Annotated in this window: 11 protein-coding genes; all 11 read right to left on the bottom strand. The window is 60.2% G+C overall.

The window, feature by feature from the left end; genetic code table 11:
- Positions 1 to 48: 48 nt before the first annotated feature.
- Positions 49 to 2,169, bottom strand: coding sequence for a polyribonucleotide nucleotidyltransferase (gene pnp, locus PPRO_RS04730; RefSeq protein WP_011734903.1), 2,121 nt, complete (start codon positions 2,167 to 2,169; stop codon positions 49 to 51).
- A 223-nt stretch (positions 2,170 to 2,392) separates the two neighbouring features.
- Entirely contained in the window at positions 2,393 to 2,659 is a 267-nt protein-coding gene (rpsO, locus tag PPRO_RS04725) for a 30S ribosomal protein S15 (protein WP_011734902.1), read from the bottom strand.
- A 109-nt stretch (positions 2,660 to 2,768) separates the two neighbouring features.
- Positions 2,769 to 3,680, bottom strand: a complete 912-nt coding sequence (truB, locus tag PPRO_RS04720) for a tRNA pseudouridine(55) synthase TruB (RefSeq protein ID WP_041532569.1) — start codon at positions 3,678 to 3,680, stop codon at positions 2,769 to 2,771.
- Positions 3,680 to 4,639: a DHH family phosphoesterase gene (locus tag PPRO_RS04715; RefSeq protein ID WP_011734900.1), complete on the bottom strand. Its 960-nt coding sequence runs from the start codon at positions 4,637 to 4,639 to the stop codon at positions 3,680 to 3,682. The genes truB and PPRO_RS04715 overlap by 1 nt, the downstream gene beginning before the upstream one ends.
- A complete protein-coding gene (locus tag PPRO_RS04710; protein WP_011734899.1) occupies positions 4,611 to 4,979 on the bottom strand; it encodes a ribosome-binding factor A in 369 nt (122 codons plus the stop codon). The genes PPRO_RS04715 and PPRO_RS04710 overlap by 29 nt, the downstream gene beginning before the upstream one ends.
- A 56-nt stretch (positions 4,980 to 5,035) precedes the next feature.
- A complete protein-coding gene (infB, locus tag PPRO_RS04705) occupies positions 5,036 to 7,801 on the bottom strand; it encodes a translation initiation factor IF-2 (protein ID WP_011734898.1) in 2,766 nt (921 codons plus the stop codon).
- A gap of 5 nt (positions 7,802 to 7,806) precedes the next feature.
- The gene (locus PPRO_RS04700) at positions 7,807 to 8,409 is read right to left on the bottom strand and encodes a DUF448 domain-containing protein (RefSeq protein WP_011734897.1); all 603 of its coding nucleotides are present in this window, start codon (positions 8,407 to 8,409) and stop codon (positions 7,807 to 7,809) included.
- Positions 8,410 to 8,418: 9 nt separating this feature from the next.
- Positions 8,419 to 9,624: a transcription termination factor NusA gene (gene nusA, locus PPRO_RS04695; protein ID WP_011734896.1), complete on the bottom strand. Its 1,206-nt coding sequence runs from the start codon at positions 9,622 to 9,624 to the stop codon at positions 8,419 to 8,421.
- Positions 9,625 to 9,659: 35 nt separating this feature from the next.
- Entirely contained in the window at positions 9,660 to 10,145 is a 486-nt protein-coding gene (gene rimP, locus PPRO_RS04690) for a ribosome maturation factor RimP (RefSeq protein WP_011734895.1), read from the bottom strand.
- Positions 10,146 to 10,264: 119 nt separating this feature from the next.
- Positions 10,265 to 10,483, bottom strand: a complete 219-nt coding sequence (locus PPRO_RS21170; RefSeq protein WP_198138326.1) for a hypothetical protein — start codon at positions 10,481 to 10,483, stop codon at positions 10,265 to 10,267.
- 50 nt (positions 10,484 to 10,533) lie between these two features.
- Entirely contained in the window at positions 10,534 to 11,679 is a 1,146-nt protein-coding gene (locus PPRO_RS04680) for a pyridoxal phosphate-dependent aminotransferase (protein ID WP_011734893.1), read from the bottom strand.
- Positions 11,680 to 11,827 lie beyond the last annotated feature (148 nt).

Genomic DNA, 11,827 nt, shown 5'->3' with positions numbered 1-11,827 from the left:
GGCGAAGCAAGCGCTTCGCCCGTGTGAGCAAACAGATACAACTGAGGACTACTCGCCCGCAGGCGCGTCCGTTGCCGGTGTGCCGTCCGGGTTCAGCCCAAGAGCCTCCTTGCGGGAGAGCTTGACCTTGCCGTTCTTGTCCACACCGATGCATTTGACCAGTACCCGGTCACCCTCGTTGAGCACCTCGGTAACCGTCTTGACACGCTTGGTGTCCAGTTCGGAGATGTGCACGAGTCCATCGGTACCGGGCAGGATTTCCACAAAAGCACCGAAATCCATGATCTTCTTGACAATACCCATGTACAGCTTGCCTTCTTCGGCCTCGTCGGTCAGCCCGCGGATCATCTGGATGGCGAGATCACAGGCTTCCTTGCTGGTACTGGCGATGTTGATGCGACCCGTATCCTCGATATCCACCGTAACGCCGGTAGTCTCGGTGATGTTGCGGATATTCTTGCCGCCCGTACCGATAACGTCCCTGATCTTGTCGGTCTTGACCCAAATGGTGGTGATGCGCGGAGCAAAGGACGACATCTCCGGCCGGGGAGCACCCAGGGTCTCGGCCATCTTGCCCAGGATGTGCAATCGCCCCTCGCGGGCCTGGGCCAGGGCCTTCTGCATGATCTCCCTGGTGACGCCGCCGATCTTGATATCCATCTGCAGAGCGGTGATCCCGTCGCTGCTGCCGGCCACCTTGAAGTCCATGTCGCCCAGATGGTCCTCGTCACCCAGGATGTCGGAGAGGATGGCGACCTTCTCGCCCTCCTTGATCAACCCCATGGCGATGCCGGCAACCGGAGCGGAGATGGGCACACCGGCATCCATCAGCGACATGCAGCCGCCGCAGACTGCCGCCATGGAGGAGGAGCCGTTGCTCTCCAGGGTCTCGGATACGATCCGGATGGTGTAGGGGAAATCGTCATGCTTGGGGAGGATCGCCGAGAGCGCCCGCTCGGCGAGCATGCCGTGGCCGATCTCGCGACGCCCCGGTCCGAGGCGGAAGCTGGTTTCGCCCACGGAGAAGGGAGGGAAATTGTAGTGTAACAGGAAACGCTTGCGGTATTCACCGTAGAGCGAGTCCATGCGCTGTTCGTCGCTGGAGGTGCCCAGGGTGGTGACCACCAGGGCCTGGGTCTCGCCGCGGGTGAACAGGGCCGAGCCGTGGGTGCGGGGGAGCAGGCCCGCCTCGGTGGCGATGGGACGGATGGTGACCGTGTCGCGGCCATCGATGCGCACCCCGCTGTTCAGAACATCGGCGCGAACGCATTCGTACTCCAGGTCTCCCAGAAAAGCGCGAATCTGCTTCTCGTTCCCCTCGAACTCAGCGGCCAGGGACGCGGTCGTCTCGGCCGTGATCAGGTCGATCTGGTTGTGGCGTTCCTGCTTGCTCTTGATCTTGACCGCGGCTGACATGCGCTCGCTGGCCAGTTCGCGCACCCTGGCCAGCAGGGCCTGGTCGACGACGGGAGGAGGCACGTCACGCTTGGCAACGCCGGCAAGCTGCTTCAGCTTTTCCTGGGCCTCCAGAACCGGCTGTACCGCCGCATGGCCGAAGAAGATGGCATCCAGCATATCATCCTCGGAGACGAATCTGGCCTCACCCTCAACCATGATGATGGCATCCCGGCTGGCGGCGACCACGATCTCCATATCGCTCAGTTCAAGTTCGTCAGCAGTCGGGTTGCAGATCAGTCTACCATCCACCCGCCCCACTTTGACGCCGGCGATGGGCCCCTGGAAGGGAATGTCGGAGACCTCCAGCGCGGCCGATGCGCCCAGCATGGAGAGTATCCGGGGATCGTGGTCCTTATCAGCGGAGACCACCGTTGCAATGATCTGGGTGTCGTTCAAGAAATTTTCGGGAAACAGCGGGCGGATGGGACGGTCGATCAAGCGGCAGGTCAGCGTCTCCGGGTCGGAGGGGCGCGCCTCGCGCCTGAAGAAGCTGCCCGGGATCTTCCCGCCGGCATAGGCCTTCTCGGTATAGTTGACGGTCAGGGGAAAGAAATCCTGCCCCTCTTTGGCCTCTTTCTGGGCCACGGCGGTCACCAGAACCATTGTGTCGCCACTCTTCACCACCACCGCACCGTTGGCCTGCTTGGCCATCTTGCCGGTGGAGATTGTTACCATCTTGCCGCCAAACTCAACATCTACAACGTGTTCCATGGAGTACCTCCCTGTTGACTGTTGCGTTGGGGCCGTCGCTACAATGTCCCCGCCGTCTCCCTCCTCAATCAGCAGCAGTAGCCGTTTCAGGAAGGAGGCGGCGGAGAGATTCTACCCACGCCCCCAACAAAAATAAAAAAGAGCTGTTAAGCTCTTTTTTCCACTCGAGCAGATGAAATTAAAAGGCACTTTACCCGTTCGAGCCCGGGTAGAGTGCCTGTCGTTATCTACGTATGCCGAGACGTTCGATGACCGCCTTGTACCTGGCGACTTCCTTGCCCTTCAGATAGTCCAGAAGACGACGCCTCTGCCCAACGAGCTTCAGAAGCCCCCTTCGGCTGTGGTGGTCTTTCTTGTGGACCTTGAAGTGTTCGGTGAGATAGGTAATCCGTTCGGTGAGGATCGCGATCTGCACCTCGGGAGAACCTGTATCGCTGTCATGTTTTTTGAATGCTTTGATGATTTCCTGCTTCTTTTCGGTTGCCAGCACTGCCAACACCCCCTTCATGTTCGGTTTATTGTCCTGATGACACGTATTTATTCAGCATTACCGCAGTCTGAGACTAATAGCACACCGCCATTGCCATGTAAAGCACTAACTAATTGCAGAATACCCGCTTGAGAACCAGCCGGGAACCACCATAAGGCAGCGGTTCGATCCGGGCAACGGCGGCCAGACTCCCGTTACGTGAGAGCCGAGCCAGCCCTGCCTCAGTCCCCTCGCAGGGAGCGGAAAGCAGCGTCTCCCCCCATTCCGGCGACCTGCCATGCCTGACCTTGGCCAGTCCGGCATCGGACAGGGGAATGTCGGGCAGATGCGCAAGGGCCGCATAGGGATCCAGACAGAGCGCATCCGACATCCCTCCCTCCTTGGCCTGCTCAAGCGTCGCAAGCGTAATGGCGCTGGAGAGATGGAACGGTCCGCTGGCAATTCTGCGCAGTTCCTGCAAGGACGCTCCGCACCCCAACTCCGCTCCAAGGTCATCCGCCAAGCTACGCACATAGGTGCCGCGGGAGCAGCTGACCCGCAGGCATGCCAGAGGCGGCTCAAACGACAAAAGCTCAAGGGAGTGAATCTCCACCTGTCGCGCCCGGCGCTCCACCTCGATGCCCTGTCTGGCCAGCTTGTACAGCGGCTGACCGTCACGCTTGATTGCCGAGAACATGGGGGGAACCTGGCTAATCACCCCACAGAAGCGGGTCAACAGCTCAAGGAAGCGCTCCCGGCTGACGGAGGAGTAATCTCCCTCGGCAAGAATCCTGCCGGTCATGTCCAGGGTATCGGTCACCACGCCCAGGCGCAGCAGGGCCTGGTAGCATTTGACCCCCTCGTCCAGAAAAGGGATCACCTTGGTGGCGTCATTGACCGCCACCGGCAGAACACCGGTTGCAAAAGGGTCGAGCGTACCGGTGTGCCCCACCCTGCGTGTACCCAGGATTCTGCGCACACGGCTGACCACGTCGTGGGAGCTGATGCCGGCAGGTTTATCGATAACGAAGAAGCCGCTAATCACAGGGAGGCGTTCACAATGTCGTAGACGCGGGACTTGATCTCTTCCAGACCGCCGGAGACCGTGCAGCCGGCGGCGTTGTGGTGTCCGCCACCACCCAGGGCAGCGGCGAATCCGGCCACGTTGACGGCCCCCTTGGAACGGAAGCCTACCTTGCAGGTACACTCATCCAGCTGCCTGAAGAAGATCGCCACCTCCACCCCCCTGATTGAGCGGGGATAGTTGACAAACCCATCGGTCAGCTCGGCATTTGCTCCGGTGGCGTCATACATGTCGCTGGTTACGGTCAGTGACGCAGCCCTGCCACCACAGATCACCTCTAGGGTGGCCAGTGCCCTGGTCAGCAGTTCCAGGCGTTTCTGCGGCTGGCTCTCGTAGAGACGTTCAGCCACGCTCCAGGCGTTCACGCCCTGTTCGATCATCTCGCCAGCAACCGTGAACGCCTCGCGGTTGGCATTGGAATAGCGGAACGAGCCGGTATCGCTGATGATGGCAGTGTACAGACAGAGGGCGGTGTCCCTGTCCATGGCATACCCAAAGGCGGTGATGATGCGGTAGACCAGGATACCGGTGGCGGCGGCGCCAGAATCGATCAAATTATGGCTGCCGAAGCACTCGCAGGAGAGGTGGTGGTCCAGGTTGATCAGCGTGCCCCCCCTCCTGAAGGAGCAAAACTCGTCGCCCGCCCGTCGGAATTCACCCACGTCCAGCACAAAGGAGACGTTGAAATCCTGTTCCGGAATATGCGGGTTAACGGTATCGCTTCCGGGGAGGAAGGCGAACAACTCGGGAACCGGATCGCGGAAGTGCACGCAGACCTGCTTGCCGATGCGGCGCAGGAAGGAGGCCAGGGCAAGGGAAGAGCCGACCGCATCGCCATCCGGGCTCTCGTGGGTGGTCAGGAGAAACGAGCCGTTGGCACGGATCTCGTCAACTATGTTCTGAATCGTCTCGGTCATGCTCAGTAGCGATCTCCCTGAGGATGGAATCAATCCGGTTACCGTACTCCTGGGATTCATCGTACTTGAAGATCAGCTCCGGTATATGCCGGATAGTCAGCACCTTACCCAGTTCACGACGCAGGTACCCCTTGGCACTGTTTAATCCGGCCTCACTGTTCTTCCTGGCGTCCCGGTCGCCGATCGCCGTAAAGTAAATGCGGGCAATACTCAAGTCCTCGACCACGTCGACCGCGGTGAGGGTGACGAAGCCGATGCGGGGGTCGTTAAGCCCCCTGGAGAGGATCGAGGAGATGGTCTCGTGAATGGTTTCAGCCAGTTTTTCGGAACGTTTGCTCATGGAATCCTGTTCAAGGTTCGAGGTTCGGGATCAATCTCCCGAACCTCGAACCGCTGTTAAAGCTTGGTGGCGACCTTCTCGATCTCGAAGGCCTCGATGATATCGCCGATCCTGATGTTGTTGTAGTTCTCCAGGCCAATGCCGCACTCGTAACCGGCAGCAACCTCTTTGACGTCGTCCTTGATGCGGCGCAGGGAGGAGAGCTTGCCTTCGTAAATCACCACATTGTCCCGCAGCAGCCGGGCCTGGGCGTTGCGCAGCATCTTGCCGTCCTGTACGTAACTGCCGGCGATATTGCCAATCTTGGGCACCGAGAAGACCTCTCGGATCTCGGCACGTCCCAAATATTTCTCCTTCAGGGTCGGATCCAGGAGCCCTTCCATGGCCTTCTTCACGTCCTCAACCGCATCGTAGATGATGCTGTACAGGCGGATATCAACCCCTTCCTTCTCAGCCATGGCCTGGGCCTTGACTTCGGGTCGCACGTTGAAGCCGATGATGATGGTGTTGGAGGCGGCAGCCAGATTGACGTCGGTCTCGGTTATGGCGCCAACGCCCGAATGGATGACGTTGAGACGTACCGCATCGGTGGAGAGTTTGCGGAACGAGTCGGAAACCACCTCCACCGATCCCTGCACATCGCCCTTGACGATGACGTTCAGGTCCTTGACATCGCCGCTCTGAATCTGCTTGTAGAGATCCTCCAGGGTGACCTTGGAATGTTTGGCCATCTCGATCTCGCGCTGCTTGATCTGGCGCAGGGTGGCGATCTCCTTGGCCTGTTTCTCATCCTTCAGGGAGACGAACACGTCACCGGCATCGGGCACACCCGAGAGTCCGATAACCTCAACCGGCATTGACGGCCCGGCCTCGTTGACCTTCTCGCCACGGTCGTTGTGAATGGCCCTGACTCTGCCGGAGTGGACCCCGACCACGCAGTAGTCGCCGTTCTTGAGGGTACCCTCCTGGACCAGGACCGTTGCCACCGGGCCGCGCCCCCTGTCCAGCTTGGCTTCCACGATGGTGCCCTTGGCTTCCTTGTCCGGGTTGGCCTTCAACTCCATCAGATCGGCCTGGAGCAGAACCATTTCCAGCAATCCCTCCAGGTTGAGCCGCTTCTTGGCCGAAACTTCCACCATGGTGGCGTCGCCACCCCATTCAGAGGCAACCAGGCCGAATTCCATCAATTCCTGTTTGACCCGTTCAGGCTTGGCTTCCGGCTTGTCGATCTTGTTGATGGCAACGACAATCGGAACGCCAGCCGCCTTGGAGTGGTTGATGGCTTCACGGGTCTGGGGCATGACGCCATCGTCGGCAGCCACAACCAGGATGACGATATCGGTCACCTTGGCGCCGCGGGCACGCATGGCGGTGAAGGCCTCGTGGCCCGGCGTATCCAGGAAGGTGATCTTGCGGCCATTCAGCTCCACGTCATAGGCGCCGATGTGCTGGGTAATGCCGCCCGCCTCGCCGGCAATGACGTTGGCTTCGCGGATCGCGTCCAGAAGCGAGGTCTTGCCGTGATCGACGTGTCCCATGATCGTGACCACCGGCGGACGTTTGACGAGGGTCTCGGGCGCATCGGGGGTGGATTCCAGGATTTCGTCCAGGTCAACCGCCATGTTCTCCACCTCGTAGCCGTATTCCGAGGCCAGTATGACGGTGGTTTCAAAATCCAGAGCATGATTGATAGTTACCATCATGCCCATCTTCATCAACGACTTGATCAGGTCATTGGCCTTGATCCCCATGCGCTTGGCCAGCTCACCCACGCTGATGGTCTCGGAAATCTTGATGATGCGCTTGATCGCCTTGGGAATGGTGATCTCCGTCTTGCGGGTTTCGGAGGCGCGCTCCTTGACCTTCTTCCGTGACCCCCTGTAGACCGGATCGAAGACCCGCTCGCGTTTCTCGAGGATCTCATGTTTCTTGGGCTGTTCCTTCTTCTTGGCCGTAGAAGCGCCCCCCTTCTTGCCGCCCTTGCCGGCCCCCTCACTGTGGGGTGCGGCGCTCTTGCCGCCGAATTTGCGGCGGTCGTCGGCAGCGGGAGGAGCAGACGGAGGGAGCGTTGCGGGCTTCATGCGGGAGCGATCGGGTGCGGCGCCGCGGGAGGGGGCGCCAGCAGCCGGAGACGGCCGTCTCTGGGCATGTTCTGCCGCAGGAGCGACCGTACCATCACGCCTGACCACACGGGTCGGACGAGTGGTGACGCCGGGAATCTCCATGCGTCCCAGAATGCGGGCCTGATTGGCGCTGGGCTTGTCCGGTTGCGCCGGAACCTTTGGTTTTTCCACTACCGGTTCAGGCTTGGCCTCCACGACGGGAGCTTCCACAACCGGTGGCGTCGGCAATGCCTTCTCCGGGGGGGCGGTTGCAGCGGCAACCGGTGCAGCGGCAACCGGTGCGGCGGTCTCGACCGGCGCGGGTGGAGGAGCAATGATCCTCGCATTCATGGTGGCCGCCTCTGCAGGCGCGGCAGCCGCTTTCGGGGGTGCCGGCGCGGCAGCGGGAACTTCGGGGGGAGTCGGCGCGGCTGGCGCCACCGGCTCGGCCGGCTTTTCCTCCAGGCTCTCGGCGACAGCGGCCGGAGCCGGCTCGACAACAGGAGCGGCCTTGGCGCGACGCCGGATGATGGTGGTGGTCACCCTGACCTCTTCGGCGCCGTCAGGAGACAGGGAAGGCATCAATTTCTTGAGCACGTCCTCATCGACAAGAGATGTGGCTGTCTTGGCGTCAACCCCTATCTCCTTGAGTCGGGCAAGTACCTCCTTATGCTCCAGTCCCAGCTTCTCGGCCAGGTTACTCACACGAATTTTAGACATATGCCCTACACCTCCCCCAGGAAGTTTCTTAATCGTTGTATTTCAGTGACAAGTCGCGCAATGAAGCCGCCCTGCCTGACGGCGACCGCGCTGCGCGGCGCCTTGCCGAGTATGTCGCCAAACTCTTCCTTCGTCAGTACCCGCTCACAGGGGATTCCGTGAACGGTGGACAAGGACACTACTTTTTCGCCGATACTCCCTGATACGTCTTCGGCCACCAGAACCAGCCCCGGCTTTATTTTGCCACGCACAGCGTCGCAGACCAGGGAACTTCCCGAGACGATCTTGCCGGCCCGGTTAGCCAGCCCCAGATAGCCCAGAATCCGCTCGCGCATCAGCCGAGCCACCATCTCCGTCATGGCCTGGGGCTGCATCGCCGAAACTTCGCGCTTGAAGGCCCGATTGAAGAGACGCTGCCTGATTGCTGCTTCGAGACAACGGGAACTGGCACAGGTGTACGCCCCCCTCCCGGGAAGGCGCGCATCCAGATCGGGCAGCACTTCCCCTTGCGGGGAGAGCACGAAACGGATCAGGCGGTCCCTGTCACGGGTCTCGCGGCAGCCGAGACAGCTGCGCTGCGGTTTTTCCTGACCACCCTGACGGACCATAGCGCCCCGTTACTCCACCGTCTCTTCCGCTTCGGGCGCGGTTTCAACGGTTTCAACGGTTTCAACGGCATCGGTTTCGACGGCATCCTGTTCGTCAGCCGCCACCTCACCCTCTTCCATCTCTTCGTCTTCCAGCTGGGTGCCATCATAGGAGGCATAGGCCTGCAGCTCAGCCTCGGCAGCCTTGGCCTCGCTCTTGATGTCGATGCGACAGCCGGTCAGTCGGGCGGCAAGACTGACGTTCTGGCCGCGCTTGCCGATGGCCAGGGAGAGCTGGTCGTCGGCCACGACAACCTCAAGGGCTCGATTATCCTCATCAACGAACACCTTGGACACCTGAGCCGGCGAGAGGGCGTTGCAGGCGAAACGGGCGATATCCTCGGACCAGGGAATGATGTCGATCTTCTCTCCGCGCAATTCGGAGACCACGTTCTGGACACGGGAGCCGCGCATGCCGACGCAGGCGCCCACCGGATCCACATCCGGGTCGTTTGAGGAAACGGCCAGCTTGGCGCGGCTGCCCGGATCGCGCACGATGGCGTTAATCTCCACGATCCCCTCGGCCACCTCGGGCACCTCGGCCTCGAACAGCTTGGCCAGCATGCTGGGATGGGTACGGGAGAGGATGATCTGCGGCCCCTTGGGGGTAACACGGATATCGGTAATGATCGCCCTGATGCGGTCGCCGGGGCGGTACACCTCCCGCGGCATCTGCTCCTTGGAGGGAAGCACGGCCTCGGCCCGTCCCAGGTCGATCAACAGGTCGCCCTTCTCGAAACGCCGTACCATGCCGGTGATAACCTCCCACTGGCGGTCGCTGTACTCGTTGAAAATCGTCTCCCGCTCGGCTTCGCGCACCTTCTGGATGATGACCTGCTTGGCTGTCTGGGCCGCAATGCGGGTAAAGCCGCTGGAATCAATTTTTTCACCCAGAGAGTCGCCGACCTCCACATCGGGATCGATTTCGCGGGCCTCATCCAGGCTGATCTCCTTGTAGGAATCCTCGACCTCTTCCACGACGATGACGAACTCGAACAGCTCAACCTCGCCGGTATCGGAATTGTAACGCGCCTCAAGATCGCGTGTATTGCGGTATTTTTTATTGGCGGCCGTCAAAACCGCCTGTTCCATGGCTTCGAGGACCACCTGGCGATCGATCCCCTTCTCCTTGACGATCTGCTCAATGGCGTGCTTGAGACTGATGTTCGTTTCCACGGTTGCTTCTCCTTGCTGACGTCTATGAAATCAGATCAAAATTCGAATTCGAGCTGCGCCTTGGCAATGCGCTCCAGCGGTATGGAAGCTGTCTGCCCTTCGGTGAGTGACATGACAACACTGCCATCCTTAAGTCCTTCCAGCCGCCCCAGAAAGGTCTTGCGCCTGTTTCCGGCGTCATCCTGGTACGGCTCGTAGGTACGAACCTTGATCAGGCGACCGCTAAAGCGTTCGTAATCGGCCTCGCTCTTCAGTGGCCGGTCAAGTCCGGGCGAGGACACTTCCAGGCTGTACTCGCAGGGAATAAGGTCTTCCACGTCCAGAAGGGTCGACAACTCCCTGCTCAGGTCGGCGCAGTCGTCCAGCGTCACGCCTCCCTCCTTGTCGATAAACAGGCGCAGCACAGCCTCCCTGCCGCTACGTTTGTACTCCACTTCCACCAACTCCAGATTCATGGAGTCGATAACCGGCAGAGCCAGCGTGCGGATCCGATCGCATATGTCGTCTCGATGAAGTGCCATAACGCTCTCTAAAAAAACAAAAAAAGTGAGCCTTGCGAGCTCACTCCGGGGTGAACAAAAATTTTACCTTAATTATCATGACAATCCCGCAAAAGCAAGCATTTTTTCCAAAAAAGCGCCTACTTGATAAAGAGCAGTCGGATTTCATGGACATCGGTCACTCCCCACGCCACTGGCAGCGAGTCGCCGCATTGCAGTGCGCTCATGCCGAGCTGGAGCTGGCCACCCACCTGAACAATCACGCTACGAAACAGCTCATAGTAATACCCCAGCATGAGATCAAGGATCACACTGCCGGCACGCAGAAACAATAACCGGGGGCAGGATGCGCTGATCACCGGGTCATTCGGCGCCCAGGTAATGCCCGGCGCCTCTTCGACTCACCCCGTCAGCACGTCCTCTCAGCCACGTAGCGCTCCAGCCGACTTAACCCTTCGGCGATATTTTCCAGGGAATTGGCATAGGTGAAGCGCAGGTACCCCTCTCCCCCCTGGCCAAAATCGATGCCGGGGGTCACCCCCACGCGGGCCTTTTCCAGGATGTCGTAGGCAAGGGCGTAGGAGTCGCCGGAGAGATGTTTGGCGTTTGCGAACACGTAAAAGGCGCCGGTCGGCTCCACCGGAATGCCGAAGCCGATGTCCCTCAGGCGCTGGATCATAAAGCGCCGGCGCTGGTCGTAGGTATTCCTCATCCTGAGCACATCGGCATCGGCTTCCTTCAGCGCGGCGATGCCGCCGATCTGGGCGACCGAGTTGGGCGCCAGAAAGAAGTTCTGCTGAAGCTTCTGCAGGGGGCGAATGAAGCAGGGGGGAGCGATAAGGTACCCCAGGCGCAGGCCGGTCATGGCGAAGATCTTGGAGAAACCGTTCAGCACAAAGGCATGGTCGGTGAACTCCAGGATGGTATGCTCGCTGCCATGGTAGTTCAGCCCATGGTAGATTTCGTCGGAAATGCAGTACGGCCCCAACTGGGCAATGGCCCACATGCGCTCCGCCGACAGCACCGTGCCGGTGGGGTTGCTGGGGGAGTTGATCAGGATCGCCCTGGTCCTCTCCGTGATCCTGTCGCGGATGGCCTCGGGGCGGTATTGGAAGCCGTCATCCTCGCACACCGGCACCTTGACCACCTTCCCCTCCAGAAACTGGATGAAGTTGGGATAACAGGCATAGTGGGGATCGGAGATGATCACCTCGTCCCCCTTGGCGAGCAGTGTGGAGAACATGCTCAGCATGGCCGGCGACGTGCCGGAGGTCACCACCACCTGATCGGGGTGAACCGCCACACCGTAGTTCTTTCCGTAATGCTCGCAGATCGCCTCCCGCAACTCGACCATGCCGAGGCTGTGGGTGTAGTGGGTGTGCCCGTCACGAACCGCCCGGCTGATCGCCTCGCTGACGCATTCCGGCACGCCGAAGTCCGGCTCCCCCACTTCCAGATGGATAACATCGATCCCTGCCCGCTCCATCTCCTGAGCTTTTTCAAGTACATCCATGACGATGAAGGATGTCATCCGATCGACCCGTTCCGGGATCATGCCTCTCTCCTCGCTCTGCTCAAAGTGTATTCATCCTGGAAACGGCAGTTGGGGGCTGTCGGAGAGAGCGCACCAGGAATCTTTCGTCCGCGCGAAAGGAGACTGCTCCCAACTGAAGAATTCAGGTTCATCGTACCTCGACGCTCCC

The sequence above is a fragment of the Pelobacter propionicus DSM 2379 genome, from assembly GCF_000015045.1.
GTDB lineage: Bacteria > Desulfobacterota > Desulfuromonadia > Geobacterales > Pseudopelobacteraceae > Pseudopelobacter > Pseudopelobacter propionicus.
This window is presented reverse-complemented; position numbering and strand designations above follow the sequence as displayed.

Excerpts from the sequence above, each read along its gene's own strand:
- PPRO_RS04715 (WP_011734900.1), bottom strand. The coding sequence starts at position 4,639 with ATGACCGAGACGATTCAGAACATAGTTGACGAGATCCGTGCCAACGGC.
- infB (WP_011734898.1), bottom strand. The coding sequence starts at position 7,801 with ATGTCTAAAATTCGTGTGAGTAACCTGGCCGAGAAGCTGGGACTGGAG.
- pnp (WP_011734903.1), bottom strand. The coding sequence starts at position 2,169 with ATGGAACACGTTGTAGATGTTGAGTTTGGCGGCAAGATGGTAACAATC.
- rimP (WP_011734895.1), bottom strand. The coding sequence starts at position 10,145 with ATGGCACTTCATCGAGACGACATATGCGATCGGATCCGCACGCTGGCT.
- PPRO_RS04700 (WP_011734897.1), bottom strand. The coding sequence starts at position 8,409 with ATGGTCCGTCAGGGTGGTCAGGAAAAACCGCAGCGCAGCTGTCTCGGC.
- PPRO_RS04680 (WP_011734893.1), bottom strand. The coding sequence starts at position 11,679 with ATGATCCCGGAACGGGTCGATCGGATGACATCCTTCATCGTCATGGAT.
- PPRO_RS04710 (WP_011734899.1), bottom strand. The coding sequence starts at position 4,979 with ATGAGCAAACGTTCCGAAAAACTGGCTGAAACCATTCACGAGACCATC.